This is a genomic window from Microbacterium oxydans (assembly GCF_900095745.1).
GTDB lineage: Bacteria > Actinomycetota > Actinomycetes > Actinomycetales > Microbacteriaceae > Microbacterium > Microbacterium oxydans_B.
In genome coordinates, this window is record NZ_FMIR01000017.1 from 152,551 (window position 1) to 171,050 (window position 18,500).

The 18,500-nt window shown below is 68.6% G+C and carries 19 protein-coding genes and 1 tRNA gene; 10 read left to right on the forward strand and 10 right to left on the reverse strand.

Annotated features, from left to right (window positions below; translation table 11 throughout):
- The first annotated feature begins 52 nt into the window (after positions 1-52).
- From BQ2383_RS11080 to BQ2383_RS11090, 3 genes are read left to right on the forward strand one after another with little or no spacing between them, the layout of a single operon-like run.
- The gene (locus BQ2383_RS11080) at positions 53-952 is read left to right on the forward strand and encodes an alpha/beta fold hydrolase (protein WP_091033739.1); all 900 of its coding nucleotides are present in this window, start codon (positions 53-55) and stop codon (positions 950-952) included.
- Entirely contained in the window at positions 930-1,514 is a 585-nt protein-coding gene (locus BQ2383_RS11085; RefSeq protein ID WP_091033743.1) for a TetR/AcrR family transcriptional regulator, read from the forward strand. Before BQ2383_RS11080 ends, BQ2383_RS11085 begins: the two co-directional genes overlap by 23 nt.
- Complete coding sequence (locus BQ2383_RS11090) at positions 1,511-2,248, forward strand: alpha/beta fold hydrolase (protein ID WP_237682348.1); 738 nt, start codon at positions 1,511-1,513, stop codon at positions 2,246-2,248. Before BQ2383_RS11085 ends, BQ2383_RS11090 begins: the two co-directional genes overlap by 4 nt.
- Before the next feature lie 18 nt (positions 2,249-2,266).
- Here the strand turns inward: BQ2383_RS11090 and BQ2383_RS11095 are convergent, their stop codons facing one another.
- The gene (locus BQ2383_RS11095; RefSeq protein WP_091033745.1) at positions 2,267-3,115 is read right to left on the reverse strand and encodes an LmeA family phospholipid-binding protein; all 849 of its coding nucleotides are present in this window, start codon (positions 3,113-3,115) and stop codon (positions 2,267-2,269) included.
- A gap of 40 nt (positions 3,116-3,155) precedes the next feature.
- On the reverse strand, positions 3,156-4,820 hold the full coding sequence (argS, locus tag BQ2383_RS11100) for an arginine--tRNA ligase (RefSeq protein ID WP_091033748.1): 1,665 nt from the start codon (positions 4,818-4,820) through the stop codon (positions 3,156-3,158).
- 92 nt (positions 4,821-4,912) lie between these two features.
- Between argS and BQ2383_RS11105 the strand changes: the two genes are divergently transcribed.
- Positions 4,913-5,728 (forward strand): SGNH/GDSL hydrolase family protein, encoded by an 816-nt coding sequence (locus BQ2383_RS11105; protein WP_237682349.1) that lies wholly within the window; start codon positions 4,913-4,915, stop codon positions 5,726-5,728.
- Positions 5,729-5,744: 16 nt separating this feature from the next.
- A tRNA-Arg gene (locus tag BQ2383_RS11110) sits at positions 5,745-5,817 on the forward strand.
- 113 nt (positions 5,818-5,930) lie between these two features.
- Here the strand turns inward: BQ2383_RS11110 and BQ2383_RS11115 are convergent.
- Together BQ2383_RS11115 and BQ2383_RS11120 are read right to left on the reverse strand one after the other, a co-directional pair.
- Complete coding sequence (locus BQ2383_RS11115; RefSeq protein WP_091033751.1) at positions 5,931-6,257, reverse strand: DUF2188 domain-containing protein; 327 nt, start codon at positions 6,255-6,257, stop codon at positions 5,931-5,933.
- A gap of 35 nt (positions 6,258-6,292) precedes the next feature.
- Positions 6,293-6,637: a hypothetical protein gene (locus tag BQ2383_RS11120; RefSeq protein WP_140403341.1), complete on the reverse strand. Its 345-nt coding sequence runs from the start codon at positions 6,635-6,637 to the stop codon at positions 6,293-6,295.
- Positions 6,638-6,914: 277 nt separating this feature from the next.
- Here BQ2383_RS11120 and BQ2383_RS11125 point away from each other — a divergent pair, with 277 nt between their 5' ends.
- The gene (locus BQ2383_RS11125; RefSeq protein ID WP_091033756.1) at positions 6,915-7,868 is read left to right on the forward strand and encodes an HAD family hydrolase; all 954 of its coding nucleotides are present in this window, start codon (positions 6,915-6,917) and stop codon (positions 7,866-7,868) included.
- A gap of 57 nt (positions 7,869-7,925) precedes the next feature.
- Here the strand turns inward: BQ2383_RS11125 and BQ2383_RS11130 are convergent, their stop codons facing one another.
- From BQ2383_RS11130 to BQ2383_RS11145, 4 genes are all read right to left on the reverse strand, one after another.
- The gene (locus BQ2383_RS11130) at positions 7,926-9,311 is read right to left on the reverse strand and encodes a hypothetical protein (RefSeq protein WP_091033759.1); all 1,386 of its coding nucleotides are present in this window, start codon (positions 9,309-9,311) and stop codon (positions 7,926-7,928) included.
- A gap of 57 nt (positions 9,312-9,368) precedes the next feature.
- Complete coding sequence (locus tag BQ2383_RS11135; RefSeq protein ID WP_091033761.1) at positions 9,369-9,716, reverse strand: SHOCT domain-containing protein; 348 nt, start codon at positions 9,714-9,716, stop codon at positions 9,369-9,371.
- 1 nt (position 9,717) lies between these two features.
- The gene (locus tag BQ2383_RS11140) at positions 9,718-10,152 is read right to left on the reverse strand and encodes a DUF6325 family protein (protein WP_091033764.1); all 435 of its coding nucleotides are present in this window, start codon (positions 10,150-10,152) and stop codon (positions 9,718-9,720) included.
- Positions 10,153-10,239: 87 nt separating this feature from the next.
- Positions 10,240-11,382, reverse strand: coding sequence for an AI-2E family transporter (locus tag BQ2383_RS11145; protein ID WP_167381610.1), 1,143 nt, complete (start codon positions 11,380-11,382; stop codon positions 10,240-10,242).
- 175 nt (positions 11,383-11,557) lie between these two features.
- Between BQ2383_RS11145 and BQ2383_RS11150 the strand changes: the two genes are divergently transcribed.
- Both BQ2383_RS11150 and BQ2383_RS11155 read left to right on the forward strand, forming a co-directional pair.
- Complete coding sequence (locus BQ2383_RS11150) at positions 11,558-11,944, forward strand: SHOCT domain-containing protein (protein ID WP_091033769.1); 387 nt, start codon at positions 11,558-11,560, stop codon at positions 11,942-11,944.
- Between the two features lie 22 nt (positions 11,945-11,966).
- Positions 11,967-12,392, forward strand: a complete 426-nt coding sequence (locus BQ2383_RS11155) for a DUF6325 family protein (protein WP_140403342.1) — start codon at positions 11,967-11,969, stop codon at positions 12,390-12,392.
- Positions 12,393-12,426: 34 nt separating this feature from the next.
- Here the strand turns inward: BQ2383_RS11155 and BQ2383_RS11160 are convergent, their stop codons facing one another.
- Both BQ2383_RS11160 and BQ2383_RS11165 read right to left on the reverse strand, forming a co-directional pair.
- Positions 12,427-14,883: a LuxR C-terminal-related transcriptional regulator gene (locus BQ2383_RS11160; RefSeq protein WP_091033775.1), complete on the reverse strand. Its 2,457-nt coding sequence runs from the start codon at positions 14,881-14,883 to the stop codon at positions 12,427-12,429.
- A 148-nt stretch (positions 14,884-15,031) separates the two neighbouring features.
- Positions 15,032-16,099 carry a DUF998 domain-containing protein gene (locus BQ2383_RS11165; RefSeq protein WP_091033778.1) on the reverse strand — a complete coding sequence of 356 codons (1,068 nt, stop codon included), beginning with the start codon at positions 16,097-16,099 and terminating at the stop codon, positions 15,032-15,034.
- A 188-nt stretch (positions 16,100-16,287) separates the two neighbouring features.
- Here BQ2383_RS11165 and BQ2383_RS11170 point away from each other — a divergent pair, with 188 nt between their 5' ends.
- Together BQ2383_RS11170 and BQ2383_RS11175 are read left to right on the forward strand one after the other, a co-directional pair.
- Positions 16,288-17,172, forward strand: coding sequence for a mechanosensitive ion channel family protein (locus BQ2383_RS11170; RefSeq protein WP_091033782.1), 885 nt, complete (start codon positions 16,288-16,290; stop codon positions 17,170-17,172).
- Between the two features lie 74 nt (positions 17,173-17,246).
- Complete coding sequence (locus tag BQ2383_RS11175; RefSeq protein WP_167381621.1) at positions 17,247-18,386, forward strand: AI-2E family transporter; 1,140 nt, start codon at positions 17,247-17,249, stop codon at positions 18,384-18,386.
- The last annotated feature ends 114 nt before the right edge of the window (positions 18,387-18,500 follow it).

Below are 18,500 nucleotides of genomic sequence, written 5' to 3' on the forward strand. Positions count from 1 at the left end.
TCGAACCTCGTTGTGACCAGATGAGCTAGTCTGGTCACAACGAGAGGACGCCATGGACGCCCGCCGCACGATCATCGATCTTCCGCACGCCCCCGTCTCCGCCCTGGAGTGGCGACCGACCGCCGAGACCGGGCTTCCCGTCCTGCTCCTGCACGGCGGCGGAGCCGACAGCGCCGAGCTCTCGTGGGACGAGGTCGGACCGGCCCTCGCACAGGCAGGACACCGCGTCGTCGCGCCGGACCTTCCCGGCTTCGGACACAGTCCCCGGGCCGGATGGCCACTCACACAGGAGCTTCTCGTCCGACACGTCGGCGAGCTCGTCGACGCTCTCGACCTCACCGACTATGCGATCGCCGGGCTCTCCCTCGGCGGGGGGATGACGGTCGGACACCTGCTCGATCAGCCCGGCCGCGCTCGAACCGCCGTGCTGCTGGGCTGCTACGGTCTGATGCCCCGCCTCGCCGACGGCTTCCGCGGACGGATCACCCATCTGACATCGTTTCTCCTGCTGCGCTCCGGGCTACTGGCCGCGATGACCCGCTCCTATGCACGGAACCGCTCAGCACTGGAGCGCGGGTTGCGTGATCTCGTACGCAACCCGGAGGCGCGCACGCCTGAGCTCGTCGATGCGGTCCTCGCCGAAGCCGCCGGCGGCACGAGCCTGGAGACGTTCGGCGAGTGGCAGCGCGATCAGGTGCTGTGGAATCGGCTCCGTACCGTCTACACCGATCAGCTTGCGGGCATCCGCACACCCACACTGCTGGTGCACGGCGATCGTGACACCGGAGTTCCCCTCGCTCGCATCGAGACGGCGGCAGCACTGTTGCCGTCCGGCTCGCTCCGACCCATCCCCGGCGCCGGCCACTGGGTGCAGCGCGACCGACCCGACCTCGTCATCCCGGCGATGCTCGAGCAGCTGAGGAGGGATGATGCCTCGACCGCGCGTTCCTGAGCGACGCGAGCGCATCCTCGATGCGGCCCGAGCACTCGTGCTCGCGCACGGGTTCGACGCGATGAGCGTCGCCGCAATCGCCGAGCGCGCCGGCATCGCCAAGGGTGCCGTGTACCTGGAGTTCGCCGGCAAGCGTGACATCCTCGACGCCCTGCTGCTGCAGGGCAACGTGCGCATGGCCGACCGGGTCCGCGGCGAGCTGGGTGACCATCCTCGTCTCAGCGACGCCTGTCGGGCGACGGCTCGGGCGCTGCTCGACGACCCGCTGATGACCGCTGCGTTCCTCGACGATCGGGGCATCCTCGGCTCCCACGTGATGGAAGAGACCGATGGTCGCTACCGCGAGCGTCATCGGCGGGTCGTGGACTGGTTCCGCGAGCTGCAGGAGCGCGGCCTGATCGTCACGGATGTCGATCCGCGCACACTCGCTCTGGCGCTGTCGAGCACGACGATCGGACTGCTGTCGGCGGCACGACTGCTCGGCCCGCTCGACCCCGCACTGCTGGAGGGCACGATCGACACCATCGGGCGGATGGCCGCGACCTTCGAGACGGAGCGATGATGCACCTGGACGCCTTCGGGCAAGCGGGCGAACCACCACTGCTGCTCCTGCACGGCGGGGGCGTCGCCGGATGGATGTGGGAGCCGATGCGCGCCCACCTGCCCCCTCACGCGAGGGTGCTGGTGCCGGACCTTCCGGGTCACGGCCGCAGCGCGGCGGAGAACTACACCTCCCACCGCGAGACCGTCGACCTGCTCGCGCGCATTCTCGAGGACGAGGGCCGCCCGGCCACGGTCGTCGGCTTCTCGCTCGGGGCGCAGCTCGCCGTGCTGCTCGCGGCTGTGCGACCCGACATCGTCGAACGAGTCGTCGTCATCAGCGCACAGGCCGCGCCTCTGCGCATGACAGGTCCGACAGTGGCGCTCCTCGGCGCGACCGCCGGGCTCGCGAAGAACGAGAGGTTCGCGCGCCTGCAGGCCCGGGAGCTCTTCGTACCGGAATCGCACATGGCCGCCTACCTGCAGACGTCGTCGTCGCTTTCCCGGGAGACGCTGCTCACCTCGGTCGAGGAGAACCTGCGATTCGTGCCGCCCGCCGGGTGGTCGACGTTCCCCGGGTCCGCACTGATCCTGGTCGGAGCCGCGGAGAAGAAGCTCATGAGGCGCTCGGCCGCGGCGCTGCACGCAGCGCTCCCCCACAGCACGCTGGAGGTCGTCGACGGATGCGGACACGGTATCCCGCTGCAGAGACCCGAATGGCTCGCGCACCGCATCGAGGAGGCCCGCGGCGGATGACGGCGCGGCCCGAGCGGTTCAGCTCGGGCAGACGCCCTTCTCCTGGAGCGACTCGTCGGTGACGATCGCGCCGTTCACGTCGATGTCGATCACCGCCGCACCGTCGACGATCTCCAGTCCGGTGAGGGTGAGCCCGGCCGGCAGCTGATCGGCGATGCACACCCGCTGCGGTTGCGTCAGGCCCTCGCCGAGCGAGCCCAGCGTCGAGCCGACCTGGTCGAGGTCGATGTCGAGTCCGCCGATGCTCGCCGCGACCGGCGTGAGCTCCAGGTCGCCCTCCACCGCGCCGGGTGTGAGCGTCAAAGAGAGCGGCACGGCCGCCCCGAACACGGTGATCGAGCCGCTCACCGTCGCGTTCGGCGCCGCGAACTCGACCGACTCGACGGGCAGCTCGGTTCCGGCGAGCAGGGAGGTGAACTCCGCCTGGTCGATGCGGATCGTGCCGGCAGCACCTCCGAGGTCGCCGCCGCGCAACGGGACTCCGGTCGCGGTGACGTCGGCCGCCCCCGTGATGCCCTCCAGCGTCACCGAGTCCGTCGACAGGTGCAGCGTGTCGAGGGAACCGCCGAGGAGCTGCGGGAGCAGCAGGCCCTGCGTCTCGACGTCGAGCTGCTGGTCGGCGGGGAGGTCCAGCTGCTCGATGACGATCGACCGCACGATCCCCGGGAGCACCGCGCGGGCGATGAACTCGGCGGCGACCACGAGCAGCGCCAGCACGACCACCACGATCAGCAGAACCCAGGGCCAGCGGCGGCGGGTGCGCGGCGCAGCATCGGCAGGCTGTTCGGCGACGTTCCCCGGGATCACGAGCGTCGGATGATCGGCCGAGGCGTCCGGATACGGCAGGGTGTGGTTGTCGTCGCTCATGCCTGCCATCCTGCCGTACCCGACGGGATGGCCGCGCGCATCACATGCGCTCGGGGGCGCTCACTCCGAGGAGATCGAGACCGTTGCGGAAGACCTGGCCGGCGGCGTCGTTCAGCCACAGACGCGTGCGGTGCACGGTCTCGATCGGGTCGTCACCCTGCGGGATCACGCGGCAGTTGTCGTACCACCGGTGGTAGAGCCCGGCGAGCTCCTCGAGGTAGCGGGCGACACGGTGCGGTTCGCGGACCTCGGCGGCGAAAGCGACGATGCGCGGGAACTCCTGCAGCGCGCCCAGCAGAGCGGCCTCGGATTCGTGCGTGAGCGTCTCGGGGGCGAATTCCGACCGATCGACACCCGAATCAGCGGCGTTCCGCGCGACGTTGTGCGTGCGGGCGTGGGCGTACTGTACGTAGAAGACCGGGTTGTCGTTCGTGCGCTTCTGCAGCAGTTCGGGGTCGAGGTCGAGCGGCGAGTCCGCGGGCGACCGCTCCAGCGAGTACCGCAGCGCATCGGTGCCGAGCCAGTCGAGCAGGTCGTCCATCTCGATGATGTTGCCGGCACGCTTGCTGAGGCGGGCGCCGTTGATCGAGACCATCTGCCCGATCAGCACCTGGACGTTCTTCTCCGGGTCTTCACCCGCGGCGCCCGCCACCGCCTTCAGACGGTGCACGTAGCCGTGGTGGTCGGCGCCAAGGAGGTAGATCTTGTTCTGGAACCCGCGGTCGCCCTTATTCAGGTAGTACGCGGCGTCGGCGGCGAAGTAGGTGTACTCGCCGTTCGAGCGACGGATCACACGGTCCTTGTCGTCGCCGAAGTCGGTCGTGCGCACCCACACGGCGCCATCCTCATCGAAGACGTGACCCTGCTCGCGCAGACGGTCGACGGCCTGGTCGATCAGGCTCGTGCCGGACGCATCCTTGGCGTGTAGGGTGCGCTCGGAGAACCAGACGTCGAACGGCACGTTGAACCGATCGAGCGAGCTCTTGATCTCGGCGAGCTGGAACTCGTAGGCGAGCTCGAGCGCGACGGACGACTGCTCGCTCTCGGGAAGCTGCAGCAGGTCGGGACGCGACTCGAGCACCCGGCCGGCGAGCGTCGCGATGTACGCACCGGGGTAGCCACCCTCGGGAGTCGGCTCGCCCTTGGCAGCCGCGAGGATGGAGACGGCGAAGCGGTCCATCTGCGCGCCGGCGTCGTTGATGTAGTACTCGCGCACCGCATGCGCGCCGCTCGCCAGCAGCAGACGCACGATCGAGTCGCCGAGCGCCGCCCAGCGGGTGTGCGCGATGTGGAGAGGCCCGGTCGGGTTCGCGGAGACGAACTCGACGTTCACGCTGACGCCCTCCTGCGACGCATTCGTGCCGTAGGTGGTGCCGGCGTCGACGATGACCTTCGCCAGTGCGCCCGCGGCGGCGGCATCGAGACGGATGTTGATGAACCCCGGACCGGCGACCTCGGTGCTCGCGATGCCGTCGACAGCGGCGAGACCGTCGGCGATCTGCTGCGCGAGCTCGCGCGGGTTCGTGCCGAACGGCTTCGCGAGCCGCATGGCGATGTTCGATGCCCAGTCGCCGTGGTCACGGTTGCGCGGGCGCTCCAGCACGATGTCGGCTGCGGAGACTCCGAGCGGCTCGCCGGGACGTCGTTCCTCGGCGATCGGGGCGAGGACGGCGAGGAAGGCGGCAGCAAGGGTTTCGGGGTTCATAGCCCCCTCAGTTTACGGGTCGGGGACAGGCCATCCGACGGCGCGGGGCGCGCGGAATTCGCAATCGGCGCGCAGTGATCTACTCTCAACCCATGAAGGCCCCCGCCACCCGTCGTCGACTGCGCACCGCAGGGGTCGCCATCGCACTCCTCCTCGCCGTCGCGGCAGGCGTCCTCGGCATGTGGCGGCCGTGGACATCGCCGCCCTCCGCCGCCCCCATCGGCGCCCCGGTCGCGGCCGCCGGCGCGGCCTCCGAAGCGATCGCGCCGGCTCCCCTCACACTGCCGGACCACCCGACCGTGCTGGTGTTCGGAGACAGCTGGACCTACGGCTCGGCGGCGACCGTCCCGACGCTCGGCTACGCGTACCTCCTGGCCGATCTGATCGACGGCGAGACGATCGTGAACGGTGTCCGCGGCAGCGGTTATCTGAAGCCCGGCCTCGACGGCCCGACCTTCGGCGAGCGCATCGCGACACTCGACCCCTCGCTCGCGCCCGACCTCGTGATCATCCAGGGCTCGATCAACGACCGGGCGCAGGGCGTCGAGGGCTACCGCGAGGCCGTGACCTCCGCGTGGGACGCCCTGGCCGCCACATATCCGGATGCGGTCATCGTCGTGCTGGGCCCGGCACCGCACGAGCTGCCGGTCGGGGCTGCGACCGCGCGCATCGACACGGATCTCGGTGAGCTCGCCGGAGCCCGCGGCTGGTGGTACATCTCCCCCATCGCCCGGAGCTGGATCACCGAGCAGAACTATCTCGACGTGATCGACGTCGAGGTCGGACGCAAGCATCCCTCCACCGACGGGCACCGGTATCTGGCCGAGAAACTCGCCGCAGCGCTCGAAGAGCTGCGCGCCGCGCCGGTCACCGAAGCCGGTGGGTCGGAGACGACCCCCGACGAGTGATATTGTCGATCGGTACGCCTCCGTAGCTCAGTGGATAGAGCGCCGGTTTCCGGTACCGTAGGTCGCAGGTTCGACTCCTGTCGGGGGCACACAGACCAACTGCAATGAAGAGACCCCGCCTGATCCAGGCGGGGTTTCGTCGTTGCGGGCGTGGCGGCGCCGAGCGGACGAGTCGACGCCGGACGCACTCGCTTCAGGCGGTTCAGCCGGACGGGTTCTCCAGCGGGAACCCGTTCTCGTCGGTCGTGTCCGTCCCCGCCCCGGTGAGGGGCTTCTCCCCCACGACAGCCACATCATCGTCCGGGGCGCCACCGTCCGTGATCGTTCCTGTCGGCTCGCTGTCTTGAACAACGTGCGTCACGCCGTGTGCTTGGGCGAGGGCATCCGCCTCCTCTATCGCCTCGTCGCGGCTGCTGTAGCTGCGCGAGAGATCAGGCGCACCTTCGACCTCGTTCACCCATTGGCCGTTCTTCGCTCTCGTGACGACTCGCTTCACGCCGTCAGAAACGCCTTCCGGTGTCGATTCCATCTCTCTCCTCCTCCTTCATCACGTCACCCGCATCGTCACATCAGGGATGAGTCGTACCCGTCGGGATGCTCCGGCTCCTCGCCCGGCTCGAACGCCGGTCCAGCTTTCGGTGTCAGTGCGTGCGCACGCGCGAGAAGTCGTCTCGCTGCGCCTTCATCGTCATCGATCTCCGGGGCGAGGCCCGCGTCGATCACGGCGATGGGAAGCATCGTTCCGAGCGCCAGGCGGACATTCGAGCGCTCACCACCGGAGCCGACGACGGGGATCTCGACGACGTCGTTGCGTCGCTCCTCCGTCAATGCCAGCCAGTACTGGACCACCGCATCGGCCGTCGCGTCGCCGGTCAGATAGCTTCCGACCTGGGTGATGAGCGTCTTCATGGTCACTCCCTGGACTCGTCCGGCTGCTTCGCCGCCGGGTCCGTGGCGGCGCTTTCACACTAGGTCGAGCCATTCCCACACGTGACCCCCTTGCGAATTCGGCCTCGCGATGATTCAGTACGGATCCTCGACCGACGGTGACCCGACTGGAGGTACACATCGCGGCCCTACGGTCGACGGCATCGCCCCCACCGGGTGACCGATGACTGCGCGATGACACCGCGGGTGCGACCCTGGAGGCGATTGCCGCCCACTCATCGAGACGCGAGGACCCGACATGACCGATCACAGTTCTCTCCCGTCCTGGCGCGACACCACGACGCGCAAGGACATCGAGGCCTTCGTCGCCTCCGTCACGGAAGGCCCGGATGCGGTGCCTGTCGAGGAGCGCATCGCCGTGTTCGACAACGACGGCACACTGTGGTCCGAGAAGCCGATGCCCACGCAACTGCACTACGTGGTCGAGCAATGGCGCGCGGCTGCGGAACGCACGCCGGAACTCGCCGAGCGGCAACCATACCTCGCCGCGGTGAGCGGCGACTTCGGCTGGCTGAGCACGGCGATCGACAAGCACTACGGCGGCGACGACTCCGATCTGAAGACCATCATCCAGGCGCTCGTCGGGCTCACCGACGGGATGAGCGTGGAGGACTACGCGCTCTCCGTCGGGGAGTTCTATCGGACGGCGCAGCATCCGGCCCTGAAGCGGCCGTACGCCGACGCCGTGTACCAGCCGATGGTCGAGCTGCTCCGGTACCTGGAGGGGCACGGCTTCACCTGCTACATCGTGTCGGGCGGCGAGCGCGACTTCATGCGCCCCATGACGCAGGCCAACTACGGCATCCCGCCGGAGCGCGTCGTGGGCTCGGCATTCGGTCTCACCTGGGACGACGCCGACGCGACCGTGAAGTACTCGTCATCCCTCGCATTCTTCGACGACGGGCCCGAGAAGCCGGTGCGTATCTGGAGCCGCATCGGTCGGCGACCGTTGTTCGCCGGGGGCAACTCGAACGGCGACACGGCCATGCTCGACTTCGCCCGCAAGGGCCCGCGCCCCGGCTTCGCGATCCTGGTCCACCACGACGACCCCGACCGCGGCGACGCGCCCTACGACGCGGGTGCCGAGAAGGCGCTCGCGGCAGCCGACGACAGTGGGTACACCGTCGTGAGCGTCAGAGACGATTGGGCGACCGTATTCCCCCAGGCCGCCTCAGAAGTCGACGGCGCCTGAACCGCACCGGAGGATGCCCGGGGAGCACGTCTCTCCGGGCATCCTCCGTGTGGCTGCTCACGAAGCGGCGGTGACCACCGGAGATTCCGGGTCTGCGGTCTCGATCCCCACGCCATCCGTCTCGGGCGTCCCCGGCTCTTCCGGAGGAGCCGCCACCGCGGTCGGACGCCGCAGCAGCTCGATCAGGATCATGAACACGATCAGTCCGATCGTCACGCCGATCACGCTCCCGAATGAGACGGGTCGTGTCACGATCAGGATGAGCAGTGCGAGGGCCATCCCGACGATGACGATCGGGCCGTGGAACCTGTCGACCGCGAGGCCGAATCGTCCGGTGGACAGTCCCCGTCGCTCCCAGGTCCCGCGCACCGCGGAGAAGCCGCTCTCGAGAACACCACGACTGGCCGTGGCGCTGCGGCTCGAACCGGCGAGCCAGGCCCACACCGCGATGAGCACGCCGACCATCGCCAGTGCCACGATCGTCGAGCTCAGCAGCGAGGTCACCTCGTCGAACAGCGCCTGAGCGGCCGCCGACGTCATGATCGACGGGCTCACAGCACCGATGAAGAACGTGCGTCCGATGCCCATCCCCGCGGAGAGCAGCAGGAAGGCGACCGCGAACGCGGCACTGGTCCAGAAGAGCGCACGCGAACGGTTGCGGGCGATCAGGATGCCGGCGACCACGAGTCCGAGTACGACCCAGGGCAGCCAGAACCCCGCGGCGACCGCGATCTGGTAGATGGTCCGGACGAGCACCAGAGCGTCCGCCTGGGCGATAGGGATCGACCGGTCGATCTCCGGGATCAGATCGGCGAAGCCGACACCACGCTCCGTCAGCACGGACTTGACCCGCTCGACGACGAGGCCGAGGTCGATCGACAGCACCCCGTCGTCCGCCAGCTGCAAGGCGGTGTCCGGGCTGTTCTGCATGATCGCGACCGCGCGCTCATGCGTGAAACGCAGCGACTGCGCCCAGATGTCGGCGAACTGGTCCGAGGCGACGACGTCGTGGATCACCCCGTCGACGAGCGATGTCAGTCCGCTCGCCGCCGGTGCCTCCAGGAGGGTCAGCGCCGATGCCGCACGCGGAGGGAGATCGAGCTCGCGTAGTCCATCGAACACCTCGCCGACCACAGCCGTGAGGTCGACCTGCTCCTGGATCGCGGCGCTGGCCTGAGCGGCGACGAAGTCCTGCACGTCGGGATCCTCGGCCAGGGGCGCGAAGGTCGCGACGAACCGATCGGCGTCGACCAGCTGCAGGCGTGCCCACGTACCCATCGCCGCGATCGGCGCCAGCAGCACCGCCACCGCGAGCACGATTCCGGCGACGATGCTCCGGCCGACGGGTCGGCGACGAGGCTTCTCGCGCGTCTCGATCTTGAGCGTCTGGTTCTCCTGCTCGAGGAGCAGCACCCGCGCTCGCAGATCATCCAGTTCGCTCATTCGCTCTCCTCCTCTATACGTCGCATCACACGCGTCCGTCCCCGCCGATCGCTCCCCTCAGCTCAGGAGCTTCTGCTTCGCCGCAGCGAACTCCGTCTCGGACAGCACACCTGCGTCTTTCAGCGACGCCAGCTGCTGCAGCTTCGCGATCAGATCGTCTGTTCCACCCGTCGCACTCGCCGGGGCCGGTGGGGCCGCGTACTGAGAGGCCGCATTCTGCGCCGCGGCGTCGACCTGCGCCTGCTGCTGCGCGGCCTCATACTGCTGCTGCTCGTACTGCCCCTGCGCACGCTCCTGCTGATGCCGGGACATCGCACCACCGACAGCCGACGCCGTTCCCGCGACCACCGCCGTCCTGGCGGCCAGTCCGATCAGTCCCGGGCGACCGAATCTTCTCAAGGGCATGTCATTCACCTTCCTGATCGAGGATGTCCATCATGGCGTTCACGACGGGGGCGGGCACACGCTCGCTGCGGAGCACCTGACCACCGGAGGCGGCGAGGTTCTGCGCGAGAGTGCGGGCGAAGGCGAGCTCCAGGACGACGACGGCAGCGGACTGACCGGGGGCGAGGGCACCCGCCAGAGCCTCCACGTCTTCTTCGCCGGCGAGCCCAGCGGCGAGCGGCTCGAAGTCATCGAGCCCGAGTGAGCCGTCGTCCGAGTCGAGTTCAACGATCTCGACCTCCCCGGCGGCCGATTTCGACAACAGAACGAAGTCGAGCAGGCGCACGACCCCACTGTCGATGAGGTCGGTCAGCGCGCGGAACGTCGACGGGTCTGGACGCTCACCCTCGAACCCGACGAGGTAGAACTCGGCGGGGCCGAATCGGAAGTCATTCATGGATTGTCCTTTCTCACGGTGGCGACGTACCGGGACTCTGCCGCCATGTTCGCACCGGCGCGCTCGAGGTCATGGCCGCGCTCACCCCTATCGGATGAGAACTTCGCCGTCCGGCGGCTCGGTCTGGCGATTCTGGCGCGGGATCCACACCTGGCGGATGACGATGAGGATCGAGGCCGTCAGAGGGATCGCGACGAGCGCTCCGAGCAGCCCCAGCAGGGTGGCCCCGATCATCGCGCCGATGATCACCAGCACACCGGGAACGGCCGCCGCCTTCCCCATGATGCGCGGGGTCACGACGTAGGCCTCCACCTGGATGTACACGAGGTAGGCGATCACGAAGACCAGGGCCGCCGTCGGGCTGACGAACAGCGTGGCGATGCCGCCGATGACAAGGAACACCAGCGAGCCGATCATCGGCACCAGCGTCACGAAGAAGGCGACGATCGCCATCACCGCGGGTATCGACGAGCCGACCACGAGCTGGATCACGAAGACGATGCCCGCGTTGATCGCAGACAGTGTGACGCCGCCGGCGACCACTCCCCCGACGGACTGCGTGATCTCATCGAGGACCCCGGCGAATCGGGCCCGCCGATACAACGGCAGGAGGTTCGCGAGCGCCCCTTTGATGCTCTGCAGGGAGGAGACGAAGTACAGCGTGAGGACGGTGACCATCACGAAGCTCGAGACGGCCCCGATGACGCCGAATCCTGCTTTCAGCACCCCTCCGGAGATCGCGAGGAAGGAGGAGAACGTCGTGAGTGAGCGGATGCTGTCGGCGATGACCGCCGACAGGTCGACTCCGAGGTCGGCCTCCAACGCCCGATACCACTCGCTCTGCTGCATCGCGGCGATCGTCTCTGGTGCGGCCCCGATCGCCACGGCGATCTGGCGGATGGTCGCCGGCATGAGAACCAGGAGGATCACCGCGACGATCCCCAGAAAAATGATCGCGACGATCGTCACGCCCGCCGCTCTGCTCATCCCCCGACGCTCGAGGGCGCGTACGGCCGGATCGAGTCCGAGTGCCAGGAACATGCCGAGGAAGATCGAGATCAGCACCGTCGAGATGCCGGCGATCGTCGCTGCGAGGGCGATCGCGAAGAGGACGCCGATGGCGATGGAGAAACCGGAGAGCAGCGGCTTCGCCGGCAGCACGAGCTGAATCCTGGAGCGTCGCCGCCCCCCGCCGTCTTCTGCGTCGTGCTCCTGCCGGTTCGCTTCCACGAGGGGCACGCTACGCGGGGAGGCCGACGGAACCCCCGCCCCCTTCACCCGTTCGTGATGACCGTCGCGGCGCCGATCGACACGGGGTCGCCCGCTAGGGGTGAGCGGCTTTCCCACGCCGATGGTCGCGCTGTCACGATCACCGTACGCAGTAACTCAACGAAAGGGGTCCGAAGTGTCCATTTGGGAAAGCTTCTGGGACATCATCTGGTGGTTCTTCTGGGTCTTCGTGTTCATCTCCTACCTGATGGTGCTCTTCAACATCGTGGCCGACCTGTTCCGCGATCACGCTCTCAACGGGTGGTGGAAGGCCGTGTGGATCATCTTCCTCATCTTCGTCCCCTTCCTCACGGCGCTGGTCTACCTGATCGCGCGCGGCAAGGGAATGGGCGAACGCAGCGTCTCGTCGTACCGGGAGCAGCAGCACGCTGCCGACTCCTACATCCGCAGCGTCGCCGGATCCAGTCCCAGCGATGAGATCGACAAGGCGTCGAAGCTCCTTGCCGCGGGGACCATCACTCCCGAGGAGTTCGCCGCCATCAAGACGCGCGCACTGAGCTGACATCGTGGCTGAGGTGGTCGACATGACTCTGGAGGCGCTCGGCGACGTCGAATTCGTCGTCGTGCGCCTGGAGGACGACCGCCTCAGCCCCGATATCCTCGAGGCCCTGCTCCGGCAGGTCGAGAGCGGCGCCATCCGCCTCTTGGACTTCCTTCTCATCCAGCGGCTCGATGTGGAGGACTGGCGCCTCATCGAGATCGACGCCGATGAGTTCACCCTCGCCGGTCTCGGGCTGGACACCCCGGGCCTCGTCTGCGAAGAGGACGCCCGTCACTTCGCTTCGGGTCTTCCGATCGGGTCGCTCGCGGCGCTCATCCTCGTCGAGCCGACGTGGAGCGAGCGATTCTCCCGCGATGTCGATCGGCGGGGTGATCGCATCCTCGCGACCCAGCCGATCCCTGCGGCGATCGCGAACGCCGTCCTCGCATCGGCACTGCACCAAGATTGACGCCACCCCCGAATGAGCGACCGCCCTCCGCGGGTCAGACCGTCGTCCGCACAGCCTCTCGACGAGAGGAGACACCGAGCTTGCGGTAGATGGCGCGCTGGTGGGTCTTCACCGTGTTGATCGACACGGCCAGCTCCCCTGCGATCTCGTGCAGTGTGCGTGCCGTCTGCAATTGCTGGAACACATCGCGCTCTCGCTCCGAGAGTGTCTCCACCAGCGAGCCGGCGGCATCGTTGGCGAGGCACCGGCCGATGAAGTCCTCGAACTGCGTACCGAAGTGCACGTGCTCGCCCAGCAGCTTGCGCACCGCCGCCTCGCGAGGCCCGAACGGCAGCCGGATGTTCTCGCCGGACGCGACCGCGACGGCCGCTTCGCACAGCTCGTGAGCCTCGTCGTGGTGCCCGGCATGGCGACGCAGGACCGCGGCGGTGATCAGCGTCGCGGACTTCACATACGACACCTCGCCGAAAGCCCGCAGTGATCTCAGCATCTCCAGTGCCGCCGGGTAGTCGCCGGCGCGGCGCAGCAGCCCGGCGAGCGCGACGTTCACGACGGGCAGATCCGGGCAGTGGATGTACTTCCTGGCGATCCGCATCGCCCGATCATGCCGACCGACCGCCTCTTCCAGCAGGGCGACGGACGACTCGCGGAACGCCGGCCACGAGACGCCGTGGACGACCTCGAGCGGGATCTCCTGAACGCCGATCGCCGCACGACGGCATGCCGGGACATCACCGGTCTCGGCCGCGGTGTACGCGATCATCATCCGCGCCACGCCCGTGAAGGAGCGGTCGGAGCTTCCGTTGGAGATCACCGCCCCGAACGCCCGGGTCGCCTCGTCGAACTCGCCCGACCAGTACGCGACGTACCCGGCGGCGGCCGCCGCGCTTCCTCCGGCATAGGTGCTCCAGGGAAGGCTCACATCCTCCTCGTCCTGTGCTGCCGCAAGCGATGCGCGCGCGTCGATGAAGCGTCCGGCCCAGGTCTGCCCGAATGCCAGGTGCCCGAGCGACCGTTTCGCGAGTTCGCGGTCATCGGAGCTCTGTGCCTCCCTGGCGGCGGCCGAGAAGTACTCGAGCGGGATCATCGGATTGCCGCGGTGCCGGATCTCGGTCCACCCGAGGAGGTAGTTGAGGGCCGCGCGATCTCCGAGCTCGGTCGAATCCGCGTCGAGCAGCATCCGGCGCACCTTCGCACTCGCCTCGGCGACCGCGTCGCGCTCGTCGGCGATGAACAGACGCGCGATCTGCAGTACGGCGGGCTCAGTCCCGTTCCCTGTCCGTCCGATCGTCGCCTCTGCACGCCGGAAGAGCTCGCGCGCGACGCGGTGGTCGCCGAGCACATCGCTCGCACAGGCACGGACGAGGAGCACCTGAGCATCGTCGGGTGTGCGTCGCAGCATCTCGGTCGCGGTGCGCTCGACCTCTGCTGCGCGGGCGCCGACCACGAGCCCGAGCCAGCGGTGCAGCAGGGTCTTCCTCGCGGTATCCGAATCCCCCGCGCGGAGGGAGTGCGCGATCGAGGCGGTGGGATCCGTCGCCTCGAGTGCGATGGCGGCACGACGGTGGCAGGCCGCTGCCCGGGCGGTGTCGAGCGCGACGATGTCGGCACACTGCTTGGCGAACGAGGCGTGCCATCGGTAGACGACGCCGTGCGGACCCTCGAACCGATCGAGGAACAGGCCGAGCCGCACGCAGGTCTCCAGCAGCTCCGCGGCATCCTGACGAGCGGTCACGGCGGCAGCGAGTTCCGGAGTCAGCTCGCCGCAGACGCTGCCGTCGAGCACGAAGTCGGCGATGTCGGGGGGCAGCGCTGCCAGCACATGCTCGCGCACGTAGGTCCCGAGGAAGCTCGACGCGCTCTGCGCGCGGGAGTCCGGCCGCGCTCCGCCGATCATCAGGAGCCGGACGGCGATCGGCCATCCCCGAGACTCTGCGAAGATCGTGTCGGCGGCGAGCCCGCTCGCTCCCGCCTTGTGGAGCAGGGTCACCTCCGGGGCGGTGAAGCTGAGGGTCTCCGCTCCGACGAACGAATCGGGATGCGTGATCCGATGCCGGGAGAGGGTGACCTCGAGCAGCGTCGTGCCGACCAGCACCACCCTCAGATTCTCCGGTGCCTGCTCGGCGAGCATCCCGAGGAGCCCGCTGCGCCAGCACTCCCCTGCGCGGTGCGCGTCGTCGACGATCAGGTGCACGGGGGCGTCGAGAGCGTCGAGGGCGCCGCAGATCTCCTGGTAGGCGTGCTCGGGGTCATCCAGATCGCGCGCGAGTGCGAGGGGATGCCCCGCACGTTCGGCACCGGCGAGCAGCGCATGCACGACGCCCTGCGTCAGACGCGAAGGGTCGGAGTCGAAGGAGCTGAGGCCGAGCCAGGCGACCTGCTCGAGCCCCGACGCCCAGTCGGAAACCGCGGTCGTCTTGCCGAAACCGCTCGGCGCGCTGATGACCGTCAGTGGGTCGATCGCCACTGCATCGGCGATCGCGGTGCTCACCCGTTCACGGCGGATGGCACCCGGTTGGGGCCCCGGTGGGCGGAAGCGCACTGTGGGTCCCGGCGTCGTCGATCGTACGGGGGGCGACATGGCACCAAAGCTAGTGGCGTCGACGACCCGCTCTCAAGGGCATCCTCCGGGTGATCTTTCAGTCCTCCCCACCCTTCCTCGCATCACGCTTGAGCGCATCGGCGGTGCGAATGAACAGGATGATCCAGGTGAAAACCACGGTTCCCGCTACCAGCTCGACCGCCGTCAGGGTGTAATAGCCGACGGCGAAGAACACCGAGAGCAGCAGGATGAGCAGCGTGAAGACGTATCCGACGAGCAGGAATGTACGAGAGACGCCGGGCACCCACCGGCGGACGGCGATGATGAGCACCGCGTAAGCCACCACCATTCCGGAAGCCACACCGGTGTGCAGGGCGAAGTGCTCGTCGACGGGGAACACCCCCACGAGACCGAGGAAGATGCCGACGATCACGAGGCACGTGCGCACCGAGGCCGCCCCGCGGGGGTGGGTCGTCGGGATTCCCTTCGTCGCGTAACGGGCGAGGGTCGTCACGAGGATCCCCGCGACGATCAGGGTCAGGTTGAAAGCACGGGCGGAGAGGTCGTCGGTCATGCCGAGGGCGCTCAGATTCTCCTTCCACCACTGCGGGTCGCTCGCCGTGAGCATGCTCGCCAGCACCCCGAGCACGAGGAACACGGCGAGCACGGTCGCCAGCAGCTGCAGGTCGAGGTGCGTGGCGGAGTAGTAGGTCACGTACGCGGTCAGGGCCGCTGCGGCACCGGCCAACATGAGCACGGGCACCGGGTACACGACGGCCCCGATGAGACCCGCCTCGACGATCGTGGCTGCCAGGGTCCACCCGAGCAGGGCGATGATGGCGTGGGCGAAGGCGAAGGCGGCGATGTCGACGATGTCGAGCACGCCGAGCCTTTTCCGATTGGCGGGATCGGCCGCGATCACGCGTCCCAGGACGAAGACGACGATCGCCGTCACCGCCGACATCAGCGCCGCGAACTGTCCGAGCGAGTCGGGACCCGCGATGGGCGCGGCGTGCAGCCGGAAGACGGGCAGTGCGACGAGCGCTGCGAGGATGAACGCGAAGATCGAGACCTGAAGCCCGATGGCCTCGCGAGCACGCTCGCGTGTGGCCCCGCGCGAGCGGGCCTCCGTGAGGAGGTCGTGTCCTGATGGCGTCGACGACATGCGCTCAGTCTCCTTCTCCGCTGCACCACCGGCGAGAGCGGCTCATCCCTTCGGGGCGATGCGGCTCCGTGAAGCGTGCTTCGATGGACTCCCCGAGCGGGCCGTCGTGCCCTGCGGCGCGCGTGACGCGCGGTGCTCACCCGCTGAGGATGAGTGTCGTGGGCACCGGGGAGTAGCGTCGCGCATGCTTGTCGGATGAGGTCGAGGAGCCGGAGCCGGACGCCGAGCGGACGGCGATCGTGACGCTGGGCGATCTGTTCCCGGAGGGCCTGTCGGGGTGGCAGATCGTGCTCGCGCTGCTGTCGGTACTCGTCGGCTGGCTGCTGTCGCGGCTCGCTCGCAAGGGCGTGCTGAAGTTGGCGGCGCGGACCCCGGGGATCTCCGACTCCGTGTCACAGTTGGCTGCGCGCTTCACGCAGTACGGTCTGCTCCTGGTCGGGATCGGAGTCGGGCTGGCGTTCCTCGGGGCGAACGTGCAGCCGCTGCTCGCGATGACGGTGATCGCCGCGATCGTCCTGGTGCTGGTGCTGCGCGGTGTCGCGGACAACTTCGCGGCCGGTGTCCTGATCCAGTCCCGCCAGTCGGTGAAGATCGGCGAGGAGATCGGCATCGACGGCCCCGACGGGGTGATCCGAGGCACCGTGCAGGAGCTCAACGGTCGCTCGGTCATCCTCACGACGGTCGACGGCCGCACGGTGCACGTGCCGAACGCCGCGCTGCTCACCGGGGTCCTGGTGAACGACTCACGTCACGGCGCGCGCCGGAGCGACGTCGACATCCGCATCGCGCGGTCGGCTGGGCTCGACCTGGACGAGGTGATCACGACCATCACGGATGCGGCGAGCGGTGTCGACGGCGTGCACGCACGAGAGCATCCGAACGTGCGCATCGCCGCGATCTCACCCACTCGCTGGACGCTCACCCTCCAGATCTGGCACCACCCGCTGCACGGCAGCGCGGTGGTCTCCGACACCGTTCGCGGAGTCGCCGAGGCGATCGAGGCGGTCGGGTTGCAGGCCGTAGTCACTCCTCAGCGGGGTGTGCCGCCCCTCGTGACACCGGAGCCGTTCTGAGCGCCCGGGCCACCGGTTCGCCGTCCGCGAGGCGACCGGGCGCCGATCCGACCGGGGGCTACGCTGGCCGCGTGATGACCTCGCCTGCGCCCGAGCCCGCCACCGACCGCTCGCTCTCCCCCAGCCTGCGCGTGCTTCTTCTGCTCGCGGCGAGCGTGGTGACGCTGGCCGGTGTTTATCTCGCGCGCGATCTGTTCGGACCGATCGCCCTCGCCATCGTGATCGTGGTCATCTGCGAGCCGCTCCGCCGCCCGCTCGATCGGCGCGGTTGGCCGCAGTGGGCGAGCACGACCGCGGTGATCGTCGTCGCGTATCTGATACTGCTGGCGATGGGCGCACTGCTCTGGCTCGCCGGAACGCAGTTCGCCCGGCTCATCGGCGACCTGGTGTCGCAGGGCGGTCTGGAGAACACCGCCGCGGAGTTGGTGGGATGGTTGCAGACGCTCGGCTTGGATGAGGAGGCCTCGGATGCCGCGGCCTCGATCCTCGATCCGGAGACGCTGCTCGGCGTTGCGCGCAGCATCGGAGGCACCGTCCTCAGCGTCGCGACGGCCCTGTTCTTCGTCTGCGCCTACATCATCTTCATGGCGATCGATGCGGCACGCTACGGTCGTGCACCGGCTCTGTTCGGCGCGACCAAGGGCGCCGTGCTCGCGCGGATCTCGCATCTCAACTCCGGCGTCCGGCGCTATTACATCGTCAATGCCACGTTCGGCGCGATCGTCGCGGTCATCGACGGCCTGGCTCTGTGGTGGATGGGCATCCCGGCTCCGGTGGTCTGGGCGATCCTCGCTTTCGTCACGAACTTCATCCCGAACGTCGGCTTCGTCGTCGGGCTCGTCCCCCCGGCGATCCTCGCCTTCGTGGTCGGCGGCTGGCCGCTTCTGCTCGGCGTCATCGTGGTCTACAGCGTCGTCAACGTGGTGCTCCAGGTGCTCGTGCAGCCGAAGTTCGTCAGCGACGCCGTCGACCTCAGCCTCACGCTGAGCTTCTTCTCGGTCATCTTCTGGACGTTCATCATCGGGCCGCTCGGCGCGATCCTCTCCATCCCCCTCACGCTGCTCGCACGCGCTCTCGTCTTCGAGGGAGACCCCGAGGCGACGTGGGTGCGCTGGCTTTCGGGAGACCGCACAGCCGTACCTCCGGAACCTGAGCCCGAGCAGCTTCCCGTCGTGCGCACGCGACGCCGGCGCCGTGGGGGCCGCCGTGCCTGACAGGAGGCCAGCCGTGATCGCCGTAAATCACCCGGAGGAGGTTGCGCCCGAGACGTGGGCGCAGCGACCCACGCGGTGGGATCGTGAACGCGAACGCGCTCGTTCGGGGCGCTC

What these genes read in the sequence shown, in the direction of transcription:
- BQ2383_RS11135 (WP_091033761.1), bottom strand. Translation starts at nt 9,716, where the DNA reads ATGCCCTTGAGAAGATTCGGTCGCCCGGGACTGATCGGACTGGCCGCC.
- argS (WP_091033748.1), bottom strand. Translation starts at nt 4,820, where the DNA reads ATGAACCCCGAAACCCTTGCTGCCGCCTTCCTCGCCGTCCTCGCCCCG.
- BQ2383_RS11155 (WP_140403342.1), top strand. Translation starts at nt 11,967, where the DNA reads ATGACTCTGGAGGCGCTCGGCGACGTCGAATTCGTCGTCGTGCGCCTG.
- BQ2383_RS11130 (WP_091033759.1), bottom strand. Translation starts at nt 9,311, where the DNA reads ATGAGCGAACTGGATGATCTGCGAGCGCGGGTGCTGCTCCTCGAGCAG.
- BQ2383_RS11115 (WP_091033751.1), bottom strand. Translation starts at nt 6,257, where the DNA reads ATGGAATCGACACCGGAAGGCGTTTCTGACGGCGTGAAGCGAGTCGTC.
- BQ2383_RS11140 (WP_091033764.1), bottom strand. Translation starts at nt 10,152, where the DNA reads ATGAATGACTTCCGATTCGGCCCCGCCGAGTTCTACCTCGTCGGGTTC.
- BQ2383_RS11085 (WP_091033743.1), top strand. Translation starts at nt 930, where the DNA reads ATGCCTCGACCGCGCGTTCCTGAGCGACGCGAGCGCATCCTCGATGCG.
- BQ2383_RS11125 (WP_091033756.1), top strand. Translation starts at nt 6,915, where the DNA reads ATGACCGATCACAGTTCTCTCCCGTCCTGGCGCGACACCACGACGCGC.
- BQ2383_RS11095 (WP_091033745.1), bottom strand. Translation starts at nt 3,115, where the DNA reads ATGAGCGACGACAACCACACCCTGCCGTATCCGGACGCCTCGGCCGAT.
- BQ2383_RS11165 (WP_091033778.1), bottom strand. Translation starts at nt 16,099, where the DNA reads ATGTCGTCGACGCCATCAGGACACGACCTCCTCACGGAGGCCCGCTCG.
- BQ2383_RS11120 (WP_140403341.1), bottom strand. Translation starts at nt 6,637, where the DNA reads ATGAAGACGCTCATCACCCAGGTCGGAAGCTATCTGACCGGCGACGCG.
- BQ2383_RS11080 (WP_091033739.1), top strand. Translation starts at nt 53, where the DNA reads ATGGACGCCCGCCGCACGATCATCGATCTTCCGCACGCCCCCGTCTCC.
- BQ2383_RS11090 (WP_237682348.1), top strand. Translation starts at nt 1,511, where the DNA reads ATGATGCACCTGGACGCCTTCGGGCAAGCGGGCGAACCACCACTGCTG.
- BQ2383_RS11175 (WP_167381621.1), top strand. Translation starts at nt 17,247, where the DNA reads ATGACCTCGCCTGCGCCCGAGCCCGCCACCGACCGCTCGCTCTCCCCC.
- BQ2383_RS11105 (WP_237682349.1), top strand. Translation starts at nt 4,913, where the DNA reads ATGAAGGCCCCCGCCACCCGTCGTCGACTGCGCACCGCAGGGGTCGCC.